This is a genomic window from bacterium, assembly GCA_024224155.1.
Classification (GTDB): domain Bacteria; phylum Acidobacteriota; class Thermoanaerobaculia; order Multivoradales; family JAHEKO01; genus CALZIK01.
On record JAAENP010000149.1, the window covers coordinates 1 to 22423 of the forward strand.

Annotated in this window: 28 protein-coding genes; 20 read left to right on the plus strand and 8 right to left on the minus strand. The window is 63.7% G+C overall.

Annotated elements, in window-relative coordinates; genetic code table 11:
* The 6 genes from GY769_08415 to GY769_08440 form a co-directional block, all read left to right on the plus strand.
* On the plus strand, positions 1-667 hold a 667-nt coding region (locus GY769_08415), incomplete at its 5' end, for a hypothetical protein (GenBank protein MCP4201941.1).
* Positions 664-930, plus strand: coding sequence for an exodeoxyribonuclease VII small subunit (gene xseB / locus GY769_08420; protein ID MCP4201942.1), 267 nt, complete (start codon positions 664-666; stop codon positions 928-930). The genes GY769_08415 and xseB, both read left to right, overlap by 4 nt.
* A 3-nt stretch (positions 931-933) precedes the next feature.
* Positions 934-1785 carry a rhomboid family intramembrane serine protease gene (locus GY769_08425; GenBank protein MCP4201943.1) on the plus strand — a complete coding sequence of 284 codons (852 nt, stop codon included), beginning with the start codon at positions 934-936 and terminating at the stop codon, positions 1783-1785.
* Positions 1772-2248, plus strand: coding sequence for a M67 family metallopeptidase (locus GY769_08430; protein MCP4201944.1), 477 nt, complete (start codon positions 1772-1774; stop codon positions 2246-2248). Before GY769_08425 ends, GY769_08430 begins: the two co-directional genes overlap by 14 nt.
* A complete protein-coding gene (gene moeB / locus GY769_08435; GenBank protein ID MCP4201945.1) occupies positions 2245-3426 on the plus strand; it encodes a molybdopterin-synthase adenylyltransferase MoeB in 1182 nt (393 codons plus the stop codon). The genes GY769_08430 and moeB overlap by 4 nt, the downstream gene beginning before the upstream one ends.
* 29 nt (positions 3427-3455) lie before the next feature.
* Positions 3456-4856 carry a hypothetical protein gene (locus tag GY769_08440; GenBank protein MCP4201946.1) on the plus strand — a complete coding sequence of 467 codons (1401 nt, stop codon included), beginning with the start codon at positions 3456-3458 and terminating at the stop codon, positions 4854-4856.
* Here GY769_08440 and GY769_08445 read toward each other — a convergent pair.
* The gene (locus tag GY769_08445) at positions 4778-5467 is read right to left on the minus strand and encodes a molybdenum cofactor biosynthesis protein MoaE (protein MCP4201947.1); all 690 of its coding nucleotides are present in this window, start codon (positions 5465-5467) and stop codon (positions 4778-4780) included. The genes GY769_08440 and GY769_08445 overlap by 79 nt on opposite strands.
* Before the next feature lie 74 nt (positions 5468-5541).
* On the opposite strand from GY769_08445, the gene GY769_08450 reads away from it, so the two are divergent.
* The 6 genes from GY769_08450 to GY769_08475 are packed head-to-tail and all read left to right on the plus strand — an operon-like array spanning position 5542 to position 10768.
* Entirely contained in the window at positions 5542-7185 is a 1644-nt protein-coding gene (locus GY769_08450; protein ID MCP4201948.1) for an acyl-CoA carboxylase subunit beta, read from the plus strand.
* A 52-nt stretch (positions 7186-7237) separates the two neighbouring features.
* Positions 7238-8626 carry a hypothetical protein gene (locus GY769_08455; protein ID MCP4201949.1) on the plus strand — a complete coding sequence of 463 codons (1389 nt, stop codon included), beginning with the start codon at positions 7238-7240 and terminating at the stop codon, positions 8624-8626.
* Between the two features lie 3 nt (positions 8627-8629).
* Positions 8630-8998, plus strand: coding sequence for a hypothetical protein (locus tag GY769_08460; GenBank protein ID MCP4201950.1), 369 nt, complete (start codon positions 8630-8632; stop codon positions 8996-8998).
* Positions 8926-9798, plus strand: a complete 873-nt coding sequence (locus tag GY769_08465; GenBank protein MCP4201951.1) for an enoyl-CoA hydratase/isomerase family protein — start codon at positions 8926-8928, stop codon at positions 9796-9798. The genes GY769_08460 and GY769_08465 overlap by 73 nt, the downstream gene beginning before the upstream one ends.
* Entirely contained in the window at positions 9789-10499 is a 711-nt protein-coding gene (locus GY769_08470; GenBank protein MCP4201952.1) for an HAD family hydrolase, read from the plus strand. Before GY769_08465 ends, GY769_08470 begins: the two co-directional genes overlap by 10 nt.
* A complete protein-coding gene (locus GY769_08475) occupies positions 10496-10768 on the plus strand; it encodes a hypothetical protein (GenBank protein ID MCP4201953.1) in 273 nt (90 codons plus the stop codon). The genes GY769_08470 and GY769_08475 overlap by 4 nt, the downstream gene beginning before the upstream one ends.
* A gap of 8 nt (positions 10769-10776) precedes the next feature.
* On the opposite strand, the gene GY769_08480 is transcribed toward GY769_08475, so the two are convergent.
* Together GY769_08480 and GY769_08485 are read right to left on the minus strand one after the other, a co-directional pair.
* Positions 10777-11136 (minus strand): rhodanese-like domain-containing protein, encoded by a 360-nt coding sequence (locus GY769_08480; GenBank protein ID MCP4201954.1) that lies wholly within the window; start codon positions 11134-11136, stop codon positions 10777-10779.
* A 35-nt stretch (positions 11137-11171) separates the two neighbouring features.
* Positions 11172-12002, minus strand: coding sequence for an alpha/beta hydrolase (locus GY769_08485; protein ID MCP4201955.1), 831 nt, complete (start codon positions 12000-12002; stop codon positions 11172-11174).
* A gap of 65 nt (positions 12003-12067) precedes the next feature.
* Between GY769_08485 and GY769_08490 the strand changes: the two genes are divergently transcribed.
* Complete coding sequence (locus GY769_08490; protein ID MCP4201956.1) at positions 12068-13105, plus strand: folate-binding protein YgfZ; 1038 nt, start codon at positions 12068-12070, stop codon at positions 13103-13105.
* Here the strand turns inward: GY769_08490 and GY769_08495 are convergent.
* Positions 13102-13476: an iron-sulfur cluster assembly accessory protein gene (locus tag GY769_08495; protein ID MCP4201957.1), complete on the minus strand. Its 375-nt coding sequence runs from the start codon at positions 13474-13476 to the stop codon at positions 13102-13104. The two genes, GY769_08490 and GY769_08495, sit on opposite strands and share 4 nt — an antisense overlap.
* A 131-nt stretch (positions 13477-13607) precedes the next feature.
* Between GY769_08495 and GY769_08500 the strand changes: the two genes are divergently transcribed.
* A complete protein-coding gene (locus tag GY769_08500; protein ID MCP4201958.1) occupies positions 13608-14183 on the plus strand; it encodes a thymidine kinase in 576 nt (191 codons plus the stop codon).
* 62 nt (positions 14184-14245) lie between these two features.
* Here GY769_08500 and GY769_08505 read toward each other — a convergent pair whose 3' ends face one another.
* Both GY769_08505 and GY769_08510 read right to left on the minus strand, forming a co-directional pair.
* Entirely contained in the window at positions 14246-14656 is a 411-nt protein-coding gene (locus GY769_08505) for an acyl-CoA thioesterase (protein ID MCP4201959.1), read from the minus strand.
* The gene (locus tag GY769_08510) at positions 14653-15150 is read right to left on the minus strand and encodes a TIGR00725 family protein (protein MCP4201960.1); all 498 of its coding nucleotides are present in this window, start codon (positions 15148-15150) and stop codon (positions 14653-14655) included. Before GY769_08510 ends, GY769_08505 begins: the two co-directional genes overlap by 4 nt.
* Before the next feature lie 73 nt (positions 15151-15223).
* Between GY769_08510 and GY769_08515 the strand changes: the two genes are divergently transcribed.
* The 3 genes from GY769_08515 to GY769_08525 all read left to right on the plus strand — a co-directional run bounded on the left by GY769_08515 (position 15224) and on the right by GY769_08525 (position 17494).
* On the plus strand, positions 15224-15787 hold the full coding sequence (locus GY769_08515) for a sigma-70 family RNA polymerase sigma factor (GenBank protein ID MCP4201961.1): 564 nt from the start codon (positions 15224-15226) through the stop codon (positions 15785-15787).
* Positions 15784-16635, plus strand: a complete 852-nt coding sequence (locus tag GY769_08520; protein MCP4201962.1) for an anti-sigma factor — start codon at positions 15784-15786, stop codon at positions 16633-16635. Before GY769_08515 ends, GY769_08520 begins: the two co-directional genes overlap by 4 nt.
* A 151-nt stretch (positions 16636-16786) precedes the next feature.
* Positions 16787-17494, plus strand: a complete 708-nt coding sequence (locus GY769_08525; GenBank protein MCP4201963.1) for a zinc metallopeptidase — start codon at positions 16787-16789, stop codon at positions 17492-17494.
* 54 nt (positions 17495-17548) lie between these two features.
* Here GY769_08525 and GY769_08530 read toward each other — a convergent pair whose 3' ends face one another.
* Positions 17549-18904, minus strand: coding sequence for a phosphomannomutase/phosphoglucomutase (locus GY769_08530; protein ID MCP4201964.1), 1356 nt, complete (start codon positions 18902-18904; stop codon positions 17549-17551).
* Between the two features lie 41 nt (positions 18905-18945).
* Positions 18946-19956 (minus strand): alpha/beta fold hydrolase, encoded by a 1011-nt coding sequence (locus GY769_08535; GenBank protein ID MCP4201965.1) that lies wholly within the window; start codon positions 19954-19956, stop codon positions 18946-18948.
* A gap of 97 nt (positions 19957-20053) precedes the next feature.
* Between GY769_08535 and GY769_08540 the strand changes: the two genes are divergently transcribed.
* The 3 genes from GY769_08540 to GY769_08550 are packed head-to-tail and all read left to right on the plus strand — an operon-like array spanning position 20054 to position 22407.
* Positions 20054-20524 carry a 23S rRNA (pseudouridine(1915)-N(3))-methyltransferase RlmH gene (locus tag GY769_08540; GenBank protein MCP4201966.1) on the plus strand — a complete coding sequence of 157 codons (471 nt, stop codon included), beginning with the start codon at positions 20054-20056 and terminating at the stop codon, positions 20522-20524.
* Positions 20525-20578: 54 nt separating this feature from the next.
* Positions 20579-20977 carry a TraR/DksA family transcriptional regulator gene (locus GY769_08545; protein ID MCP4201967.1) on the plus strand — a complete coding sequence of 133 codons (399 nt, stop codon included), beginning with the start codon at positions 20579-20581 and terminating at the stop codon, positions 20975-20977.
* Positions 20978-21000: 23 nt separating this feature from the next.
* A complete protein-coding gene (locus tag GY769_08550) occupies positions 21001-22407 on the plus strand; it encodes a tetratricopeptide repeat protein (protein MCP4201968.1) in 1407 nt (468 codons plus the stop codon).
* Positions 22408-22423 lie beyond the last annotated feature (16 nt).

The window sequence follows — 22423 nt, forward strand, 5'->3', positions numbered from 1 at the left end:
CGCGGAAGAGCTCGCCCGTGCCAGGGTCCCGGTGATTACGGGCCTCGGTCACGAAATCGACGAGGCCGTGGCCGACCTCGTGGCCCACACGAAGACCAAGACTCCGGCCCAGGCGGCGGAGTTCCTGGCCGCGCGAGTGCGCTCCGCGGACGTGCGTCTGACGGAGCTCACGGAGCGCGTTGTGAGAAGCGCTCGCGCACCTCTCGCGGCGGTGCGTGTGTCCCTGCAGAGGCTGAGCCGTGAGTTCTCCAGGGCTCGTTATCAGGTGACCGCAGGTGTTTCGCGGCTGAGCGTGCTGGTCCGCCGCCTTCGATCGGGCACGGGTGCGCGTCTCGCCGCGGCGGTTGGCCGTTCGAGCGCCCAGAGATCGCAGCTCCGGGCCGTGGCGTCCGTACGTGTTCGCCAGGCCGAAGCGAAGGTTGATCAGCTGGCAGTTCGGGCAAGTCGATCGTCACGCGCTGAGATGCGACGCCAGAGTGCCACCTTGACCAACCTCGAGCGCCTTTGCCGTCAGCTCTCACCGGAGCGAACGCTACGCCGGGGGTTCTCGATTACTCGTGACGAAGACGGTAAGGTGTTGCGAGCAGCTACGGATATTGCGCCCGGAAGCCGCCTTCAGACGCAGTTGGCCCGGGGAGTAGTCAATAGTCGAGTGGAGTCCCGATGAGCCCAGAGAGCGATACCAAAAAGAAAGACCTCGAACTCAGCTTCGGTGAAGCGATCTCCGAACTCGAGGAGATCTTGCAGCGAATCGAAGCCGAGGAGACCGACATCGACGAGCTCGCCGGTCAGCTCAAGAGGGCCACCGGTCTCTTGGATCTGTGTCGAGGGAAGATCCGCAAGGCCGAGACCGAGGTCAACCAAATTGTTGCCGATCTCGAGGCCGCCGAGGCCGGCGATGCGCCCGGGGGCGAAACGGAAGATGGCTAGTTGTTGAACCGCCAGACGAGCGGATCGGTTGTTTGCCCTTCCTGTGGCAAGCTGGTCGGGGTTCAGCAGGAAGCCTGCCCGTTCTGTGGCCGGAAGAACCCCGGAATGTGGGGTTTTGCGGGCGCCCTGCGCAGGCTGGATCTGGAGGATGGAGCCACTCACCTCATCGTCTGGGGATGCATAGTGCTCTACGTCCTGAGCCTCGTGGTTCAGCCTTCGGCGATCCGCTTCGAGGGGCTCTTCGGTTTGCTGTCGCCTGGGCGCGAGGCGCTGGTGCGGCTTGGTGCGAGCGGAGCTCTGCCGGTGGTGGTGGCGGGCCGATGGTGGACGGTTCTGACGGCCGGCTGGCTGCACGGGGGGCTGCTCCACATCTTCTTCAACATGATGTGGGTGCGTCAGTTGGCTCCGGCAACTACCCATCTCTACGGGCCGGGACGAATGCTCCTGATCTACTTGATCTCGTCGGTGGTTGGCTTCGTGGCCAGCTCCTTCGGTGGTGCGTACCTCTATCCACTGGCCTTTGTCATGGGGGGGTCTCCCTACGCGATCAGCGTCGGCGCGTCAGCGGCGGTGTTCGGACTACTGGGTGCAATGGTCTACGCCGGGCGTCGCGGTATCGCCGCGCATCTCGGTCGCCAAGCCTGGGGCTATGCAATTGCGCTCTTCGTTTTCGGGTTGATCGTGCCGGGCGTCGACAACTGGGCTCACCTGGGCGGTTTCGTCGGTGGTTTTGCGCTGGCTCGCATGCTCAATCCCTCGCTGCCCGAAAAACTCGATCACACTGTGGCAGCCGTAGTGATTCTCATCGTGACGTTGGCTGCGATCGGTCTCTCCTTTGTCGTTGGATTCGGCTGAACGCGGCGGCCCGATCGAAGCCAGGCGGTCTCTCGATCTGCCGGAAGAGCTTCTCGAGCAACTGGTTCGGCATGCCCAGGCGAGTCTGCCTGAGGAATGTTGCGGCATCCTGATCGGATCGGAAACCGGGTCCGGCCGGACGCGCGTATGCCATGCGATGCCGGTCGAGAACATGACCACGGAGCGAAGAAAGCACGAATACCAGGTGGCGCCGCTGGCCATCTTGGAAGCGCAGCGCCAGGCTCGGGAGGACGGACTGGAGATCGTGGGCTACTATCATTCTCACCCGAGCGGCTCGGCTCATCCGAGTGCACTCGACCGCCGTAACGCTTGGCCGGACACGTGTTATGTCATCCTCGGCATGCGCGGCGGCAAGCTGGCGGAGGTCAAGAGCTGGCGTCTGGGCCGCCGCGGCGGCGAGTTTGTCCAGGAAACGCTGAACTTCGATCGCCTTGAGTCATGACGAGCCAGACATCGCAGCCAAGTCAGGAAACCTTGACCCACGAAGAGATTCGGCGGTACGGCCGCCACCTGATCCTCCCCGAGGTGGGTCGCGAGGGGCAGGAGAAGCTCAAGCGGGGCAGAGTGCTGCTCATCGGAGCTGGGGGCCTGGGCTCGCCGGCCGCGCTCTACCTGGCGGCGGCGGGCGTTGGCACGTTGGGTGTCGCCGAGTTCGACGAGGTCGACGAAACCAACCTTCAGCGCCAGATTCTCTATGCGGCCGGTGATGTCGGCCGGCCCAAGATCGAAGTTGCGACAGAGCGCCTCAAGGAAATCAATCCTCACGTCACGGTCGAACCTCATGCCTTTCGGTTCGATGTTTCGAACGCTTTGGACTTGATCTCGAGCTACGATCTGGTCGTCGATGGCAGCGACAATTTCTCGACGCGATATCTGGTCAACGACGCCTGTGTGCTGGCGGGGAAGCCTGATGTCTTCGGCTCCATCTTCAGATTCGAGGGACAGGTCTCGGTCTTCTGTGCGCAGGAAGGTCCCTGCTACCGTTGCCTGTTTCCCGAGCCGCCACCTCCCGGAGCCGTGCCGTCGTGTGCCGAAGCGGGCGTGCTGGGTGTTCTGCCCGGAGTCATCGGATCACTTCAGGCCAATGAGGCCTTGAAGCTGCTTTTGGGTAAGGGCCGGCCGCTGGTCGGACGGCTGCTGCTCTTTGACGCGCTCGCGGGTGGCTTTCGCGAGCTCGTCCTGCCTCGAGACGACGCCTGCTCGGTTTGCGGCACGAATCCCACGCGAACTGCGCTCGAGCAGTACGATGAGACCTGCGCGACGTCCGAGACCGAGCCCGCGGTTTCGGAGACTCCGGGGAAGGGGGTGGACATTACTCCCGAGAGACTCCAGGAGTGGCTCCGAAACGGATCGCCGCTGACCCTGCTCGACGTGCGGACGGCGGTCGAGGTACAAATCTGCCGGCTCGACGGCTCTGCTTGGTTCCCGGTGAACGAACTGGGCGAGCGGTGGCAGGAGATCGACCGCGAGCAGCGCTCGGTGGTGTACTGCCACCACGGGACCCGTTCGGCGCAGGTGGTTCGTTTCCTGCGCGCCCAGGGATTCTCGGATGTTTGGAATCTCGCCGGTGGCATCGATCGCTGGAGCTTGGATGTCGATTCGAGTGTGCCTCGGTACTAGCCCGGGAGGCTCGGACGGGCGGTGATCTGGTGAGACGCGACCCCCTCGGCAAGCTCTTTCTCTTTGCGCTGGTGATTGCGCTGGCGGGACTGGCGGCCGTCACCCGGTTTCCAGACTCGTGGCTGGTCCACAGGGTGGCCAGGGCCGCGGTCATCGGTCCCTGGGTCGAGCGCCTGGCCGAGCTCTATCGCCAGCCGCCTGCCCCGGCCGAGGAGACGGACCTGGAGGGCGGCGTCGAGGTCATCTACCGGATCGCCTCCCGGCGGGGTCAAGTGCTGCCGACAATCCTGGTCGAGGAGGGCAGCACTCTCTTTGCCGAGGCCTCCGAGCAATCGACGCGGCTGGCCTCGCTGCCGGCCACCAGCGTCGAGCTTTTCGATCGGAAGGGGGACTGGTACGAGGTCGAGTACGACGACCTGAGAGGGTGGGTCTTTGTTCCGGAGTACCGGGAACCTCTCGCAGGCCAGCCGCCGCCCCTGGGCAGCGAGCCGGCGCCTCCTCTTCCGCTGCCGTCGCGGCCACCCGATCCGGAGGTGCTGGCGTCTGCAACCGAATTGCTGGCGGATTCAAAAGGCCCGGACAAGCTCGGGCCCTACAGGCTCTACACGGACGAAGAAAACCGAGGCCTCTTGATCTTTCTCTCCGCAGTAGCCGCTCAACTCGAGTCGGTGTACGTCAGCCGCTACGACGTGGAGCCCCTCCCGGGGGCCCGGGAGGCGGTGGTTCTGTTCGCTTCGGAGGCGAGCTATCTGCGGTTTCTCGAAGCGGCGTCCGAGGTGCCTCAGGTGTCGGTTCCAGGAATGCTCCGTGCGGGAGTGGTGGCCACCTATTCCGAGGGCCGTGGCTGGAGTGAGGTTGCGGGAACCCTGATTCACGAGCTCACTCACCTTCTCAACAAGCGCGCTCTGGGACCGGCGCTCCCGCCCTGGCTGGAGGAGGGACTGGCGGACGATCTAGCGCAGTCTCGAATCGAGGGGCTCCGAATCTTCCCGGGAACGCTCGGTGGCTCGTCGGTTCGCACGGGCACCCGAACCGAATACAAGGGCGGTCAAGCAGCCGTGATCGAGCTGGGTCGAGCGGTGAGTGAGGGGGAGTTGCAGGCGCTTCGGTCGTTGGTCGGGCTCGACTGGGAGGCGTTTCAGCGCGACGAGCGTCGCTTTCTGCGTTACGGGCACTCCTCGTTCTTCGTCCGTTCGTTGCTGGATTCGCCCGAACCCGGCCTGGCCACAGCGTTTCGCGGATTCTTGCGCGATGTCTCGGAAGGACGGCCGGCCACGGCCGAGGCGCTACTGAACCGGTTGGGCCGTTCCTGGGAGAACCTGGACTCGCGATTGGTGGCCTTTGTCCGAACTCAGGCGGATGAGGCGGGTCTGCCGGTTCCGGCCGCAAGCGGTTCTTCCTCTCGCCAGGCGAGCGAACCGTCGTCGTAGTGCTCCAGCTTCCAGATCGGGGTTTCGCGTTTGAGCCGCTCGAGCGCCTGGGCGCATGCGGCAAAGGCCTCACTGCGATGCGGAGCCCTGGCGGCAATGGCGACGCTCAGCTCACCCACCGGGACGTCACCCAGCCTGTGAACGATCCGAAGCTGTGTGCCTTCGCGCGACAGGTCGCGGCAAATGGCAAGCAGCCTGGCCTCGGCCATCGCTCGATATCCCTGGTAGGTGATCTTGGTCACACCGCGGCCCCTGCTGTGGTTTCGAACGCGACCCAGAAAGAGCACCTCGGCACCGCAAGTGGGGTCGGGGATCGAGACCTCGCTCGCGTCAATGGGCCGCGAAACCAGTCGCACGGGTGTCGTGTCGCCTCCCGAAACCGGGGGCAGCAACGCCACCTCGGCAGAGTCCGTCAAAGTCGTTTCCGGTGGCGCCAGCTCGCCGTTAACGGCAACGGCAAGCCGGTCGCGAAGCGGTCCAAGCCCCGGGGCCTCGACCTCCAGTCGAGCGAGCAGCTTGCCCACGGTGGTGCCCTCTTCGACGTCGAGCTCGAGCTCTCGGCTGCCCAATGCGTCGGCCGCGGTCGCGAAGGCCAGGACACGAACTTTCATTAAGAGATGCTACAACGCTTTTTCGATAACCTTGTGCCGCAGAGGGAGGCCTTGTGACTGCAATCCAAAGTACTCTGAACAAGAACGAGCTCTACGCCAAGCGCGACGAGCATTGGCGTGGGCGGCTCGAGGATCTGCGCCGGCAAGAGGACGTGATTCGCGAAGGCGGCGGGCCGGAGCGGCATGCGAGGCAGGCCGCGAAGGGGAAGCTCAGCGCCCGTGAGCGAATCGGAGCCCTATGCGATGAAGGTTCGGCATTCCTCGAGCTGGGTCTCTGGGTGGCGCACGGTTTCTACGAGGAGCATGGCGGCGCCCCGGCGGCCGGCGTGGTTGTGGGCCTGGGCACGGTTTCAGGCCGAGACAGTGTGATTGTCGCCAATGACGCGACCGTCAAGGCCGGGGCCTGGTTCCCCTTGACCTGTAAGAAGGTCCTGAGAGCCCAGGAGATAGCCCTCGAGAATCGCCTTCCGATCATCTATCTGGTCGACTCCGCGGGTGTATTTCTGCCCATGCAGGACGAGATCTTTCCCGACAAGGAGCACTTCGGCAGGGCCTTCTACAACAACGCGCGATTGTCCGCGGAAGGGATCTTCCAAATGGCGGCCATCATGGGTCCCTGCGTGGCGGGCGGTGCCTACTTGCCGATCATGAGTGACGAGTCGCACATCGTCGAGGGCACGGGTTCGATTTTTCTGGCCGGGGCGCATCTGGTGAAAGCGGCGATCGGTGAGGAGATCGACAACCAGGAGCTCGGAGGCGCCCTCGTTCAGTGCGACGTGTCCGGTGTCGTCGACCACCGGCATCCCGACGATCAATCGTGCCTGGCTGCGATCCGGCGACAGTTCGCGCAGCTCGCGGCTCCTGAGACCGCGGGTTTCGCGCGGCGTGAGCCGGCGGCGCCGGCCTATCCGGTGGAGGAGCTACACGGCCTCCTGCCGATTGATCGGACCCGGCCGTACGATTTTCACGAGGTGATCGCTCGGATCCTTGACGGAAGCGAGTTCGACGAGTTCAAGGCGAACTACGGTAAAACGCTTCTTTGCGGAACCGCTTGGATCGAGGGGTGGGCGGTGGGGATCGTGGCCAACCAGCGTTCGATCGTGTCGCGCAGAACCGGCACCGGGCCCGCCGACAAGGAGCTCCAGATCGGTGGCGTGATCTACTCCGATTCCGCCGACAAGGGGGCGCGGTTCGTGGAGCTCTGCAACCAGAAGGGGATTCCTCTGGTGTTCTTTCAGGACGTTACCGGCTTCATGGTCGGCAGCCGGGCCGAACGGGGCGGAATCATCAAGGATGGCGCCAAGATGGTGAACGCCGTTGCCAACTCGGTCGTGCCCAAGATCACGGTTTTCACCGGCAATTCCTTCGGTGCCGGGAACTATGCGATGTGTGGCAAGGCGTACGGTGCGCGCTTCGTCTACGCGTGGCCCTCCGCCGCGATTTCGGTGATGGGGGGCGAGCAGGCCTCCAAGACCCTGCTCTCGATCCAGGTCAAGAACGGCGCGGATGAGATCACCGAGGAAGAAAAGGAGGCTCTGCTCGAGAAGATTCAGAGGCACTACCGAGACGCGGTAGACCCGCGCTACGCGGCAGCTCGTCTCTGGGTCGACGCGATCATCGATCCCTGCGAAACCCGGGAGACCATTGCCCGTTCCCTGGAGGCGGCCGCGCGCAATCCGCATGTCGCCGAGTTCAAGACCGGTGTGCTGCAAACATAGCCGGCACGATTCCTGAGCCCTCGGATCGTCCGGTATCATCTGCAGGAGAACGATGTCGGAAGTCCAGATATGTGATGTGTCGTTGCGCGACGGCATGCAGATCCTGAATCGGCATGCCGTGATTCCGCTGGAATCGCGGCTTCAAGTCGTGGAGGCGCTGGTGCGCGCCGGAGTTCCGTACATCGAGGTCGGGTCGTTCGTGAACCCTCGTGTCGTGCCCGCGATGGCGGACACCACGGAGCTCTTGAAGAGAATGCCTCCTTACGATGGTCAGATCGCCGCGCTGGCACCGAAGCTCGAGTACTACGAGATTCTGCGCAACGCCGAGCGAGTGAACACGGTGGCCTTGTTCGTGGCGGCTTCCGAAGCGTACTCGCAGGCCAATACCCGCATGACCGTGGCCGAGGCCCTGGATGCGGCGGAGGAGGTTGCGAAGGCGGCGCGGCGTGACGGTTTCCAGCTGCGGGGTTATCTCTCGTACGCTTTCAGGGACAAGAGCCAGCCCAACGAGGAAACTCCGCTGGAACTGACGGAATCGATCTGCCGGCGACTCATCGACATGGGTTGCGGAGCGGTAGCGCTCTCGGACACGGACGGTCTGGCGACGCCGCTGGATATCGAGCGGGTCATTGGCCAGATCGAGGATCACATCGGGCTCGAGCACATCGGCGTCCATCTCCACGATCGGCGCGGGCTGGGCGTGACCAACGCCTACGTCGCCTATCAGGCGGGAGTGAGGATTTTCGACTCGTCGATTGGAGGTATCGGCGGCGCGATCACGGTGCGGCATTCGGTCGGGAACATTGCTACCGAGGAGCTGGTCAGCATGTTCGAGAGTCTGGGTGTTGACACCGGCGTCGAGGTCGGACCGCTGGTGGAGGCCGGTTGCAGGGTCTCCCAGATGGCCGATTATGTCGGCGATCCGCCGCCGCCGAGCAAGATCATCCTCGACGAGCTGGCCATCCGCCGTGCCGAGATCGAGGCCAGCGCGGGACTCGAAGCGGACCTGAGCCTGAAGGAGCTCCTGCGCTCGCTGCTAGGACTGCTCGGCAGGGGCGAATCCGACAGTGACCTTTCGGTTGGCGAACGGCTGGAAGAGGCCCGAGATCAGGTCAGTCTTTTTCTGCACGCACCAACCAACCGGGCGGCGGTGCTGTTCAGCCTTTTCTCCATGCTCATGGCGACCGGAGTGGCCGCACTTTTCGTGAGGGTGCTGCCGATGGCTTGGGTGGCGCGAAGCGAGGTGATCGCGATCACCCTGTTCAGCCTCGGTATGGTCATGCTGCTCGGGATCCTGTTGACCATGATCCAGGTATCCGGCGGCGTTCGGTTACCACGCGAGCTCAATGCCAGAGAGCGGGAGATTCTGCGCGATGCGATTGGCGGCGTCGCCGAAGAGCTCAGCGCTCGAACCGGCTTTTCACGGCAGTACGAGGTATAGCCAGTGCGGGTACCCCTTTTGGGCGAAGAGCCTGACGTTCGATTTCACGAGAACGCTCGCGATCTGGCGGTTCAGTACATGCGCCGTTATGGCGAGCGAGTGATACGAGACGCGGTAGCTGCCGCCAGGGCTCGCGAGCACCCCATCGTGTTGAAAGCCGATGTCCAGTATGCGGCCCAGCGGCTCAGAGCCAGTGGGCGCAATCGCAGAAACGTCTTTCTCCAGTTCCTGGGAGCCGGCCTGCTGGGGGTCTTCGTGCAGGGCTTTACTGCCGAGATGCTCAGTGGCGACCCCAATCCGTGGACGGCGGTGGTCTACGTCGTGATCGGTTTTGTCGGCATCTTCAGCGTATTCTGGTCGCTGATTCGGTAGCTTCGGGGAAGGCCGGCGAACTGACGACGCTCAACGAGACCCGAGAGGGCGACCTGCTGTGGCTGGAGCTCAACGAGCCGAGCCGAGCCAATGCCCTGTCACCCGATCTGATCGAGCGCCTGAGGGCAACCTACCGTCGCGATCTTCGCTCCGAGGGCGTGCGAGCGGTTCTCCTGGTGGCAGAAGGCAAGCACTTCTCCGCGGGTGCCGATCTGAACCACCTGCGGTCTCTGCGAGATGCCGGGCACGAATCGAATCTGGCGGACTCGCATGCAATCAAAGATCTGTTCGAGGCGGTGCTCCGGCAGCCGGCGCTGACGGTGGCGGGGGTTCAGGGTGCCTGTGTTGCAGGCGGCTGCGGTCTCGCGACGGCACACGACTTCGTGGTTGCCGAGGACAACGCCCGTTTCATGTACAGCGAGGTACGAATCGGTTTCGTGGCGGCACTGGTCGCAACGTTTCTGCCGCTGCGGCTCAAGGGGGCGGATGTGCGAGAGGTTCTGCTCAACCCCGAATTCGTGAGTGCCTCGGAAGCTCTCGAACTGGGTCTCGTCAATCGCGTCGTGGCGCGCGGGAGAGCTCGGCAGGAGGCGAAGGCATTGGCGGAACAGATCCTCGAGCGGGCAAGCTCGGAGTCGATCGCGCGCACCAAATCCCTGCTGCTCGAGGTGACCGGCCGCCCTCTCGCCGAGGCTCTGGAGACTGCGGCCGAGGCGAACGCTCGGGCGCGCGATACCGACGATTGCCGTCACGGCATCACGACGTTTCTCGAGACCAAGGCGCCGCCCAAATGGCGTTAGCCAAGCTCGTGCTTTTCGATATCGACGGTACGCTTCTGTCGATTGCGCGGCGCGAGCTGAGTGTCTTCGGGCTCGCGCTCGAGCGTGTGTTCGGAACTGCGGGCCCGATCGACGACTACAGTTTCGCAGGCAAGACAGATCATCAGATCGCTTACGAGCTTCTGTCCCTTGCCGGCAAACCGGCAAGGGAGATCGAGTCGGGCCTACAGGACGTGCAGAAACGCTACTTCAAGATGCTGGGTGACATGCTCGATGCGTCCAGCATGACCGTGCTTCCCGGCGTGTTCGAGCTTCTCGACGAGTTGGCTGAGGATCCTACGATCGTTCTGGGGCTGCAAACCGGCAACTGGGAAGTCGCCGCCGCGATCAAACTGGCGCGGTTCGGTCTGGATCAATACTTCGCTGTCGGGGCTTTCGGCGACGGTCACCCCGATCGCAGCACTCTGCCGCCGATGGCCCGGGAGAGAGCGGAAAGGCGGCTTGGAAGAGCGATTCGCAGGGGAGATACGGTTATTATTGGAGACACCACACTCGATGTGGACTGTGCCCGGGCATGGGAGATGGTCTCAGTGGGTGTGGCGACGGGGAGCACCAGCCAGACAGAACTGCAGGCCGCGGGCGCCGATTTGGTGGTGCCGACGCTGGCGCAGCTCGACGCCGACCGGCTCCTCGATCTGATTTCCCGAGAGGGCCCAAAGTGAGCAGCTACTCCATCAGTCCCGGTGTGCGGAAGACCCTCGAGGAGTCTTTCGTCGAACAGCGCGATCTGATCGACGGCCTGCGGGAGCACAGGGGCAAGGAAGATCCGTCCGAGCCCGGGGTCTACTTGTGCTCCTTCTTGATGACCGTCCGCCGGCCAATGGACCTCGAGACCGCCGTGCGACGGGAGGTTCGGGTAAGAATGCGTGCGGTGGGCGACGGCTACGAGGTCATTGCAGTCCAGGGACTGGGCGGTGAGCTAGCGGGCTGAGGGCGCGCCTAGGCCGCGGTCTGACCGGTCTCCTCGGGCAAGCCCCTGCGCCGCCATTCGTAATAGCCGCCGGTTACCTCGACGACCCGGCGAGCCCCGATCCCTTTGAGCGCTAGTGCTGCGCGGCGGACCGCAGCGTCGGCGTGTCCGGTACCGACAACGAAGAACTCCGTGGCCATATCGGTGCCCTCGGGAAGCTGTTCCAGATGGTCGGCGTCGATACTAATGCTGCCCCGGATCCGCCTTCTTGCGTGGTCGGTTTGCGGTCGCACGTCCAGTACGGCAAAGGGCGGAAAGTCATGCCCGAGACGCCGCTCGAGCTCATCCGCATGGGTGTGGAAGATCACACCCTCAAAATGCATATCCATAAAGACTCCTCGTTCCACCCGAATCCGTCGGGATCCTACTTCAGGTGGCGTCTCAGCCAGCTTTGGGTGGCGTTCATGGCCTCGATCAGCTGTGGCGTGGGTCCGGCAAACGGGTGTGAGACGCCGAAAGTGTGCGAGGCACCAGAGATGCGCAGCAGCGATACCGGCGGTCTGGCCGCCGCCGCCAGGGCTTCGGCCTCCTCGACCGGGACGGTCTCGTCGTCGTCTCCGTGGATAATCAGCCATGGGGCCTGGCGCGCAGTTGCTGCCGACACCAAATCGAGACGAGATCGATGGGCCTCGAGATCGTCGAGCACCTCGGTGCCGAGTGCCAGCTCCTGTCCGGTTCTTGCGTTGACGATCGGGATCGAGCCCTCGAGGCGCCAGTGTCGCTGTTCCTCATCGGTCAGACGGTCGAATGTCGACACCGCGGACCAGGTCACCAAGGCCTTCACGGGCGACGCCGCCGCGGTGAGCAGAGCGGTTCCTCCGCCGCGGCTGTGTCCAATAATCGCTATGTTGTCGGGGTCCGCGGCGTGTGGCGCAATGTCCCTGCCGACCGAGCCTACGATCGAGCGGAGCTCCTCGAAGTCCTTGGAGAAGCTGGCGGTCCGGAAGGCCTCTGGATCGGTGACCAGCTCATCTCCGGGCTTCATTCCCGAGCCCGAGAGATTGAATCGAATCGCGACATAGCCGCGATCGGCCAGGAGGTCGGCCAGGTAGGGAAAGAACCCCCAGTCCATGAAGCCCTTGAAGCCGTGGCAGATCACAACCGCGGGCCTCAGGCCTTCTTCTTCGGGCAAGTGAACCACGCCGAAGAGATTGCGCTCATGGACGCGGTGGCGAAACAGCTCGGCCGAGGGCATGGGGCCATGATCCTATCTCGAAGTTCTGCCTGAGATAGTCGTGCTTCCCAGTTAGACTGATCTTCGTGCCGGAACACGTTGACTCCTCGTCGTCCAACGAGTCCGCTCTCGCGCAGGGACACGCCGCGCTGCTGGAAGAGGCCGCGCTCGTTGAGTCTCGTTCCGCCGATTGGCTTCGGCTCACCGGAGCCGATCGGCTGCGGTTTGCCAATGGTCTCGTGAGCTGTGATCTGCGTTCGTTACTTCCTGGGCAGGGTGCCTACGGCTTTTTCACCGACCCGAAGGGCAAGATCATTTCGGACGCCGCCTTTCTAGCGTCGGACTCGGAGCTCTGGATCGAATTGCCTCGGGGCCGGGGAACGGCGATCGCAGGGCACATGGGCAAGTACGTGGTGGCCGACCAGGTCGAAATCGAGGAGCTCGAGCACTGCAGCATGTGCGCCGTAGCGGGGCCCGAAGCGGGCGGCAAGCTGGCCGAGGTCTTGGGAGAGCCCCTCGATGGCACTGACTGGAGCGGCATGGTCGTCGAGACTCGCGGCGGCCGGCTTCTGATCCGGTCCGACCGACGCCTCGGGGTTCCGGCTTGGGCGCTCGGCGGGTCGGGCGAATCCGTAACTTCGGTGCTCGACGCACTCAAAAGGGCCGGGGCGCGGTCCGTGCATGCAGCCGCGCTCGCGGCCGTACGAATCGAAAAAGGCGTGCCCTGGTTCGGGCTCGACTTCGGCCCGGACATCGGCGGCGAGAGCAGCTTTCCCCAGGAGACAGGGATCGAGGACTGGGCGGTGAGCTACGAGAAGGGCTGCTACCTCGGCCAGGAGGTCGTTGCCAGAATCCACTTTCGCGGCAAGGTCAACCGCAGCCTGCGGGGCCTGGTCTTTCCCGCCGGCTCCGGGCCGGCTTCGGGAATCGAGCTCACCTGGAGCGACGAGGTCGTCGGGGTCATGAACAGCGTCGCCTATTCGCCGGCCGCGCGCCGGCCGATCGGCCTCGCGATCGTGCACCACAAGGCCGAGCCCGGCTCCGAGTTGTCGACACCGGCCGGCCCATGCCGGCTGGTCGAGCTCCCTTTCGGTGCCCAGGGGCTCTTGGAGCGGGGGCGCTAGACCGAAAACGACGAGCCGCAGCCGCAGCTGCCGGTGGCCTTAGGGTTGTTGAACTTAAAGCCCGAACCGGCGGGGCCAAGCAGGTAGTCGATCTCGGTGCCGGTGAGATAGCGGGCGCTCACCGGGTCCACGAATACCTTGAGACCCTCGAACTCGTGCACGCAATCGGTATCCCGGGGCTCGAGCTCGAAATCGAGGGCGTATTCGAAACCGCTGCAGCCGCCACCGCGCACGGCGACGCGAAGTCCGGATTCGGCATCGAGATTCTCCGCTTCGCGGGTCATCTTGACCATCTGCACGGCCTTGGGCGTCAGACTGATGGGGAATCCGGGTGTGATCTCGAGTTCGGTGGTGGTTTCGGTTGTGCTCATAGTCCTGCTCCCGGCCATGACGGCCTTTGGAAACCTTAGTCAGCGCAAAGGACCAAGTCAAATCACGTGTTGTGCCCCCATGGACCTCAGGCATGACAACAGGCCGAGGCTGCGATACATTCCGGCCGGCCATGAACGTCCGCAAGCTCCACGATCGCTCGAGAGGTCGCATTGAGGTCATCACCGGGGGCATGTTCTCGGGCAAGAGCGAGGAGCTGGTGCGCCGCCTGGTTCGCGCGCGGATCGCGCGCCAGCGGATTCAGGTGTTCAAACCCATCACCGACTCGAGGCATCCACCGGAGGTTCTGGTTACTCGGGATTCCCGAGAAGTGGCCGCCGAGTCCGTCGTCGATAGCGCGGCGCTGCGCCGGGCAGTTGATCCCCAGGTCGACGTGGTAGGAATCGACGAAGCGCAGTTCTTCGACTCCGGCCTGGTCGACCTGGTCACCGAGCTTGCCGATGATGGAGTCAGGGTAGTGGTCGCCGGGCTGGACCAGGACTACATGCGCCGACCCTTCGGTCCGATGCCGGCCATCATGGCCCTGGCCGAGTACGTCGACAAGACGCATGCCGTTTGCGTTCAGTGTGGCTCCGCGGCGGTCTACAGTCAGCGCATCGCGGGTGGCGACGACCAGGTACTGGTCGGTGACGTCGAGGCCTACGAGGCTCGCTGCCGCGACTGCTACGTTCCGTACGAGAGCGACTGAGCTCCGGCTGGGGCTCGACAGGCGTTGGCCGAGCCCGGTGCAGCCGCCTGAAGCCGGAACTGCTAGCCGTCGGCTGGGTCCTTGGGCTCGATCGGAATCGGGTTTCCTTGGCGGTCGACATGAACGTAGACAACCTCGGCCTCGGTGACCGTCACTTTCTTGTTGCCGCGAATCCGACGCTCCGCCTCGACCACGACTTTGATCTGAATCGAGGTCCTGCCGACCTTGAGGACATCGGCATAGAAGCTGACGAGGTCGCCGACGAAAACCGGCTCGTGGAATTCGACGGCGTGCATCGCGACGGTCACGAGAATCCCATGGCAGATGCGGTGGGCCTCCACGGCGCCGGCCTGGTCGATGTAGGAGAGGATGATCCCGCCGAAGATCGTCCCCACCGCGTTGGTGTCGCGCGGCATCATTATCACCCGTATGGCCGGTCTCTGGTTGGGCCGAGGCTTCGGGCCGTTGCTCATGAAGGTCTCCTGGCGTTGTCAAACGCGATGGCGACGGCCTCAGCGGGAGTCTGGGCTCGAAAGAGCAGCGCTTCTTCGCGGCCGTCGGGTGGGCGAACTTCGAGGCCCGAGAGCAGGACCACCGGCACTCGGTGCTTGAGCGCGAGGGCGATCTCAGACAGCGTTCCCCAACCCCCGCTCACGGCGATGACCGCGACAGCCGAGAGGACGATGACCTGGTTTCGCGCCTGGCCGATGCCGGTAAAGATCCTGTGCTCGAGGTAGTCGTTCGGGACTTCTTCTCCGCGCCGTCCCGGCAGAATGCCGATCGCGACGCCGCCCGCTTCGGTGGCCCCGCGCGCCGAGTGCTCCATAACGCCGCCCCGACCTCCACAGATGACAACGCCACCGCGGCCGGCTATCTCGCGGCCGACCTCGGCGGCAAGCGCGGCGACTTCCGCGGTTGCCGCAGCTGCGCCAATGACGGCAATCGGCGTCGCGGGGGACTCGAACATTGTCGTCATGCTATCGTAGCGACCGCTTTCGTTACTTTGTATGGAAGCCTCTGGCGAACGCAAGAAGGGCAAGATGAGACCGCCGGAGGAGGAGCTCGTCGAACGTATCGCCGACGGCGATTCGGAATCTCTTTCCGAGCTCTACGACCGCTTCTCCGGCATGCTGCTCGGGCTGGCGACCAAGATCCTGGGAAATCCCTCGGACGCCGAAGAGGTACTTCAGGAGGTATTCGTTCAGGTCTGGAAGCAAGCGTCTCGCTACCAGCGGAGCCGGTCCTCCGTGTCGACGTGGTTGGTTCTGATAGCCAGGAGCCGCTCGATCGACAGGCTCAGGAGCCGGAATGTGAAACTTCGTACCGCGAGAGAGGCTCAGCGGGAGAATCCTCGTATTCATGCATCCCCAGAGGGCCTGGGCAACGTACTGATGGAGGAGCGCCACAATCGCCTGGCACGGGCGCTGGCCGAACTGCCCGAAGAACAGAGAGAGGTGCTCGAGATGGCCTACTACCGGGGAATGACGCAACGCGAGGTATCGGAGGTGACGGGCACACCATTGGGGACCGTGAAGACAAGAACACTGCTGGCTATGAAGAAACTGCGGATCGCGCTCAAGGATGAAGTAGAGGATTTGCTGTGACTGAACGAGACAACGACCGGGACGAATCGCAAGAGCGCCTGATTCTGGAACTGCTCGACTCGCGAGTCCCTGACGAGCTTCTCGGTGGAGAGTTGGGATCCGAGTTTCACCGCGAGTATGTCGAGGTTCTCGGCCTCCTGCCTAGGGCACTGCCCGAAGTGCCGCCATCGGCCGAGGTCAAAGATCGGATTCTCGCGGCGGTCGAGCGCGAGGCAGCCGCGGATCGGGAGCGTGCCGCGAGCCCACGAGCCACGACTTCGATTCCCGCGCGGACGGCCGGATCGGTCGCGAGCAGACCGAACTGGCTCCTGCCGCTGGCCGCGAGCATCGCCGTGGCCATGATGGCCGTTACCGGCTGGCTGGTGATCCAAGTGCGGGACCAGCAGTTTCAAATCGCCGAGCTCTCGAACGAATTGGAGCGCGCCCAATCCGTCACGGCGGCCCTGGCGACGTCGCAAGGGATGCTGGCCGAGGTCCGGTCAAGGCTCGCCTTGGTGACGGCCCCCGGCGCGGAGTTTTGCGCCTTGAGTCCCCCCGAGGGCAGTCCCGCAACCGCGGCCCGAGGCATGGTGGTCATGCACCCCGTCAAAGACGAGTGGTTCCTGAGAATCGAGGGCCTGGGTCCGTGCCCCCGCGGGCGCAAGTACACGGTCTGGTTCGTCACCGAAAGCGGTGAGACGCCCGGTCCGGTCTTCGCGGTCAAGGCCAACGAGGCCATCGAGCTCACCGTGAGTGGGCGTCCCGAGGGGATCGAAGCGATCATGATCACGCTCGAAGATGACCCGGTGCCGGAAGCGCCGTCGATGGCGCCGTTGCTTTTCGGCGACGAGCGAATGCAGCTCCTCTAGGCTCTTTGCAGGCCCCGGGGCGGAGTCTCCTTCCGGACCGCTAGAATCGCTGCCGGGCCGCGGAATTCTCCGCCGAGGTTTCTCGTTCTAGGGACTGAGCTCGTTCGGAGCCGGTAAGGCTTCGGGCCATGAATCGCTAGGAAGGATCCGCATGTTTTTCGACCCTCTCTATCTGTTGTTTTTCATTCCCCCCATGCTGCTCTCGCTGTGGGCGAGCTGGAGAACCAAGAGCACCTTTGGCAAGTACTCCAAGGTCGGCACCGCGAACGGTCTGACCGGAGCCCAGGCGGCTAAACGCCTTCTGGACAGGGCGGGCATCGCCGATGTCAAGGTGGTCAGCACGAGTGGCTACCTGTCGGATCACTACAACCCGATCAACAAGACGCTGGCTCTTTCGGAGCCGGTCTATGCATCGAATTCGGTCGCCGCGGTGGGAGTCGCCTGTCACGAGGCGGGACACGCGATCCAGCATGCCCGCAACTATGCCCCGCTCTGGCTGCGCTCCGCCCTGGTGCCGACCGCCAACATCGGCTCCAAGTTGGGTTACTGGGCGATGTTCGGAGGCCTCATTCTTCTCTCTGCAGCTCCGGCCTTCGGGATGAAGGTATTCATCCTGGGGGCCGTTCTGTTCTCCGCGGTAGTTTTGTTTCAGCTCGTCACTCTGCCCGTCGAGTTCGACGCGACGGCGCGCGCAAAGCGCCTGGCGGTCGAGACCGGCATTGTGCTCGAGGGGGAGCGGGGAGGAATGGACCGGGTGTTGAACGCTGCCGCGCTGACCTATGTCGCCGCCGCGATCGCGACCCTGGCACAGCTCCTGTACTTTCTGTACCGGGCGGGCCTTCTGGGCGGCCGGCGCTAGGAGGCCGGTAACGGCCCGACCGGCCCGACCAGTCCGGCCGGCCGGCTGTCTGTGCTAAACCGGGCTGCCGAGGAGGCTTTCGAGCTCTTGGCGATGTCGAGCCAGATCGGCGTCGTTCGCGGCTTCCAGCACCAGCCGCAGGTAGGGCTCGGTGTTCGAGGGGCGGACGTTGAACCACCAGTCCGGGTACTGAACCGTAATGCCGTCGAGATGGTCGACCTCGGCGTCGGCGTAGCGCTCGGCGATCTCGGCGATCTTGCCGGCTTTGTCTTCAACCGTGAAGTTGATTTCCGGGCTCTTGGCGTAACGCATCAGCGGGGCGACAATCTCGGACATAGGCGCCTTGCGGTCTCGCAGCAGATTGAGCATCTCCACAACCGCCATCAAGGCGCAGTCGGCGTAGTAGTTGTCCCGGAAGTAGTAGTGCCCGGCCAGTTCACCGCCGAAGATCCCGTCCTTCTGTCGCAACGTGGCCTTGATGAACGAGTGACCGACGCGCTCTCGTACGGGTATGCCACCGTTCTCCTGGATGTATTCGGCCACGGCGCGTGACGAGCGCAGGTCATAGATGATGTGGCTGCCGGGCGCAAGCGTGAGCAGCTCGCCGCCGATGAGCGCCGTCGCCAAGTCGCTGCCCACCGGTTCGCCTTTCTCGTCGACGAAGGCTGCTCGATCGGCGTCCCCGTCGAACGAGATGCCCAGATCCGCGTTCTCGCTGATCACCAGTTCCGACAGGTCCCGGAGATTCTCGAGCTTCAGTGGGTTGGCTTCGTGGTTCGGAAAAGAACCGTCGAGCTCGAAATAGAGCGGAACAAGCTCGATTCCCAGGCGCTCGAGGTGAGCACGATACGTCGCGCCCATGCCGTTGGCCGCATCCACCACCACGCGGAGCGATTGGCCACGGGTTTCGGACTTCAGAAACGACAGCACATGGTCGCTGTATTCGGAGGCGATGTCCTTCGTCGTGAGGGTGCCGCGGGTCGGGGCCTCATCGAACTCTTCCTTCTGGACGAGCTTTTCGAGCAGAGGAATGCCGTGATCGCCGGAGACCGGCCGCGCGCCATGACGGCTGAATTTGAGCCCGTTGTACTCGGCCGGGTTGTGACTGGCCGTGACTTGAATGCCGCCGGCCGCGTTCAGGTGCCCGACGGCGAAGTAGTTCATCGGAGTTGTCGCCAGGCCAATATCGATCACACTAAGCCCGGAAGTCAGCAAGCCATCCACAAGCGCATCCTGAAGGGGTCTGCTATGCGTGCGCATGTCACAGCTCACGACGACCGAGGGGTTTCGGGTGAGCTCGTCGCGGTCGAGCACTGCCCGGAAAACGAGCCCGACCTTGCGGGCAATGTCCTCGTTGATTTGCTCGGGGTAAAGACCGCGAACGTCGTAGGCCTTAAAGATTCCTGCCATGTGTTCTTTCCTTCTCCTTGAACAGATCTGTGTCGGTCCGGTCAGATCGGGTCGGTTCGCTCGGTGTGCCGCGCCAGGAAACCTTCCAGGGGTTTCTGAAAGCGCGCCGGGATCTCGGTGTGAGGAAGGTTACCGGCTCCTTCGAAGACCTCGAGCTCGGCGTGGGGAAGGCGCGACAGCCACAGGTCCGCGACTTCGACCGCCGGCATGGTTGCCTGTCTTCCCCAGGCGATCCAGACCGGTGTGTCGAGGCGCGCGAGGTTCTCGTCGATTCGATGGTTCAGGTAGCCGCTCAAAAATGCAGCCAAGGCCAGATGCGAACCGGGTTGGTGGCTGGAGTGATAGTGATGCTCGATGACCTGAGCGTCAACGCGGTCCGCGGCGGCATAGGCATCTTTGCGCAGATGGCCGGCAATGGCGGTACGGCTGGTGTAGAGGTTGAGGGCCGAGGTGCCGACGATTGGAAGCTGTAGCATGCGATTGACCAGAGCGTCCTTCACGTCCGGCTCTTCGCCGCTCAGCGCGATGCCCGAGGGAACGATCAAGCCGAGCGCCTGGACCGCCTCGGGGCGGTCCAGTGCGACCTGAACGGCGTAGGCTGCTCCCAGACCGGCTGCGAGCACCACTGCCTTGGAGGCCACTACGTCTTCGAGGAAGTCGGCGACCTGATCGATGTAGAGCTCTCCGTCGTAGGGCAGTCGAGGTTTCTCCGATCTGCCCCAGCCGATGAAGTCGGGCACGAAGACCTCGAAACGGCTCGCCAGGCGCTCCGCCAACTCGTGCCATTCCTCGGCGTCGTGTCCGGGTCCGAAGGAGTGCAGACAGACCAGGGGCGGACCATTCCCCAGGCGTTGGAAGGCGACCTCGCCGGCCTTCCAGGCGTAGCGGTGCGTTCGCCCCCAGCCGGGGGCTTCCAGGCGCCGGTTACGGCGGGCAATGATGGCATTGGCGGCGGCTGGGACCCCGATTGCGGCGCTTCCGAGTAGCAGGGCTCGAAACAGGCGTTTGCGTCGTTTTCTGCGGTGCTCCTCGGAGTTGCTGCGAGCGACCATGGGCCGCCGATGATAGCAGCGAGTGGAGCGCCTCAGGCCGCGAAAGCTAGAATGCGCAGCCATAACCCGGATTCCGAGCTCGTCGATGAAAGCCAAGATGAGACCAGCAATTGTCACGATTTGGGCCGGGCGCCATCGTCGCGATGAGTGGACGGCTCTCTGCGACAGGTATTTGAGCCGAATCCGGCGGCGAGTGCCGATCGAGGAGCTGCCGGTGCGGGCAGGTGGTCGGGGCCGGGCTCGACTGGAGGCTGAAGGCAAGGCGATCCTGGCCGCAGTTCCCGAGCGCAGCTATCTCATTGCCCTGGACTCGCGCGGCAAGCAGAGAACCTCGTCGGACCTTGCCCGCTGGCTCGGCCGGCGGCTGGAAGGGAATCGCAGGCCTTTGGTCTTCGTGGTCGGCTCAGATTTGGGAATTGCCGCGGATTTGCTCGAAAGGGCCAACGAAACACTGTCGTTCGGAGCCATGACGCTGCCTCACGAGCTGGCCAGGGTAGTGCTCTACGAGCAGCTCTACCGAGGCCTATCCATTCTGGGAGGAATGAAGTACCATCGCGAGCCGTTGTAAGCCTCGAAAGGTCGAAACGAGCCTTCACGGCCTACGAGTGAGAGGAGAAGACAGTTGGCAAGAGCGACAAGAAACAAGAAAAAGTCGGCGAAGATGGCCAGCCGACAGATAGAGATAATCCGCAAACGACTCAGCGAGAAGCGCCAGCAGATCATGAATCTCTACGTTCACGATCTGCGCGCCGGACAGAAATTGAGCGATGCCGGCGCCGAAGATCTCGTGGACCGGGCAAATGACGCCTACAACCGGGAGTTCATGCTGTCTCTCTCGGGCAGTGAGCGCGACGCCCTGCTCGAGGTCGAACACGCCTTGGAGCGTCTGGATGGCGGCGACTTCGGCCAATGCAACCACTGCGAGGAGAAGATTCCGGCCAAGCGGTTGCAGGCGGTTCCGTGGGCACGGTACTGTATTGACTGTCAGGAGCAGGCCGAACAGGGTATTTTGCTCGACTGAGCAAACGCCACAGGCAGCTGGAGATGCGATTTCGGACATTCCTCGGAGTCCTACTTGCAGTCGTAGCTGTCGTAGCGGTCTCCTACATCTCCAATCTCAATATCGACCTGCTGGCGACCCGGTTCGTCGTGACGCCGAAGGTCTCGGTGTCGCTGGCCTGGGCGCTGATCGTGGCTTTTCTTCTCGGTTTCCTGCCCACGGTCGCAGTCCTTCTGACCCAGACCCTGAAAAAGGACTTGGCCAGCCGGCGCGCGCGCCGTCGAGAGCGCGAAGCTAAGAGTCTCGACCACAGCTTTCGACGCGCGGTGGACTATCAGAGCGACGGTCTCTGGGGGAAGGCGTCCTCCGAGCTCGAGGGGCTGCTCGCCGAGCGTCCCGAGGATTTCTCCACCCTCGTGCGCTATGGCGAGGTCTTGAGGAGCCAGGGGCGAGCGGAGGAGGCTCTGGAGATCCACCGGCGGGCCTCGGTGCTCTACCCGCGCAGTGTGGCGGTGCTCTACCAGCTGGCCGAAGATTACTCGGCCCGTGGGGAGTACGAAGTTGCCGAGCAGGTGCTCGATCGCATACTTCGTGATTTCTCGGGGCAAGGGCTCCGAGGGCTCAGGCGCAAGAGGAACAAGCTCCTCAGCCAGCTCGATTGGCGAGAGGCGATGCGGGCGCAGGAGAAGATCGAAGCTCTGATCGCCGAGGCCGGCGACGTGTCGGAGCTCGAGAAGGAGGCGGCAGTTCGAACCGGTCTGACCTACCAGCGAACCGTGACATTGCTCAATGAGGACCGCCTCGAAGAGGCCGACGAGCTACTCGACGGCATTTTGGAGGAGGAGTCCCGCTTCGTCCCGGCCCTCATCCTGAAGGGCGAAGTCGAGCTGGTGCGGGACGAGCCGGACGCGGCGGTCGCTGCCTGGCGGAGAGGATTCGAGGTCATGGGCAGCCCGGTGTTCCTCCTGCGCATCGAAGACCATTTCATCGAGCGCGAGCAGCCGCTCGAGGCGATTTCGACACTGCACGCGTTGCGGGACGTGGGAGAGAACGATCTGCTCCCCCGGTTCTTTCTCGGTCGGCTCTACTACCGGCTCGAGATGCACGACGAAGCCTGCAAGGTTCTCGAGAGCTTGTCCGAAGATCTCGAGGAGTCGCCTTCATTCCACTTTCTGATGGGTAAGGTGCGCCAGCGCAGGGGCGAGATTGAACTTGCGATGCAGTCATATCTCGCCTGCGCGCAGAGATCCGGAGCCAGTACCGGAGAGTTTGTCTGCCGGGCATGCGGCGCGCACACGCCGGATTGGCACGATCGCTGTGAGGAGTGCGGTTCCTGGAACTCGGTCGAGCTGGATTTTGCCGAGGAGGCATTCTCGGCAGACGAGCTGGGAGTGCGGTTAGCGCCGGCCCAAGCGATCTACGACCAGGGCTGGCAACCCAAAGAATCCTAGCTGCGACTGGAGAGAG

Excerpts from the sequence above, each read along its gene's own strand:
- xseB (MCP4201942.1), top strand. The coding sequence starts at position 664 with ATGAGCCCAGAGAGCGATACCAAAAAGAAAGACCTCGAACTCAGCTTC.
- moeB (MCP4201945.1), top strand. The coding sequence starts at position 2,245 with ATGACGAGCCAGACATCGCAGCCAAGTCAGGAAACCTTGACCCACGAA.
- GY769_08445 (MCP4201947.1), bottom strand. The coding sequence starts at position 5,467 with ATGAAAGTTCGTGTCCTGGCCTTCGCGACCGCGGCCGACGCATTGGGC.
- GY769_08455 (MCP4201949.1), top strand. The coding sequence starts at position 7,238 with ATGTCGGAAGTCCAGATATGTGATGTGTCGTTGCGCGACGGCATGCAG.
- GY769_08470 (MCP4201952.1), top strand. The coding sequence starts at position 9,789 with ATGGCGTTAGCCAAGCTCGTGCTTTTCGATATCGACGGTACGCTTCTG.
- GY769_08480 (MCP4201954.1), bottom strand. The coding sequence starts at position 11,136 with ATGGATATGCATTTTGAGGGTGTGATCTTCCACACCCATGCGGATGAG.
- GY769_08485 (MCP4201955.1), bottom strand. The coding sequence starts at position 12,002 with ATGCCCTCGGCCGAGCTGTTTCGCCACCGCGTCCATGAGCGCAATCTC.
- GY769_08495 (MCP4201957.1), bottom strand. The coding sequence starts at position 13,476 with ATGAGCACAACCGAAACCACCACCGAACTCGAGATCACACCCGGATTC.
- GY769_08500 (MCP4201958.1), top strand. The coding sequence starts at position 13,608 with ATGAACGTCCGCAAGCTCCACGATCGCTCGAGAGGTCGCATTGAGGTC.
- GY769_08505 (MCP4201959.1), bottom strand. The coding sequence starts at position 14,656 with ATGAGCAACGGCCCGAAGCCTCGGCCCAACCAGAGACCGGCCATACGG.
- GY769_08510 (MCP4201960.1), bottom strand. The coding sequence starts at position 15,150 with ATGTTCGAGTCCCCCGCGACGCCGATTGCCGTCATTGGCGCAGCTGCG.
- GY769_08515 (MCP4201961.1), top strand. The coding sequence starts at position 15,224 with ATGAGACCGCCGGAGGAGGAGCTCGTCGAACGTATCGCCGACGGCGAT.
- GY769_08525 (MCP4201963.1), top strand. The coding sequence starts at position 16,787 with ATGTTTTTCGACCCTCTCTATCTGTTGTTTTTCATTCCCCCCATGCTG.
- GY769_08530 (MCP4201964.1), bottom strand. The coding sequence starts at position 18,904 with ATGGCAGGAATCTTTAAGGCCTACGACGTTCGCGGTCTTTACCCCGAG.
- GY769_08535 (MCP4201965.1), bottom strand. The coding sequence starts at position 19,956 with ATGGTCGCTCGCAGCAACTCCGAGGAGCACCGCAGAAAACGACGCAAA.
- GY769_08540 (MCP4201966.1), top strand. The coding sequence starts at position 20,054 with ATGAGACCAGCAATTGTCACGATTTGGGCCGGGCGCCATCGTCGCGAT.
- GY769_08550 (MCP4201968.1), top strand. The coding sequence starts at position 21,001 with ATGCGATTTCGGACATTCCTCGGAGTCCTACTTGCAGTCGTAGCTGTC.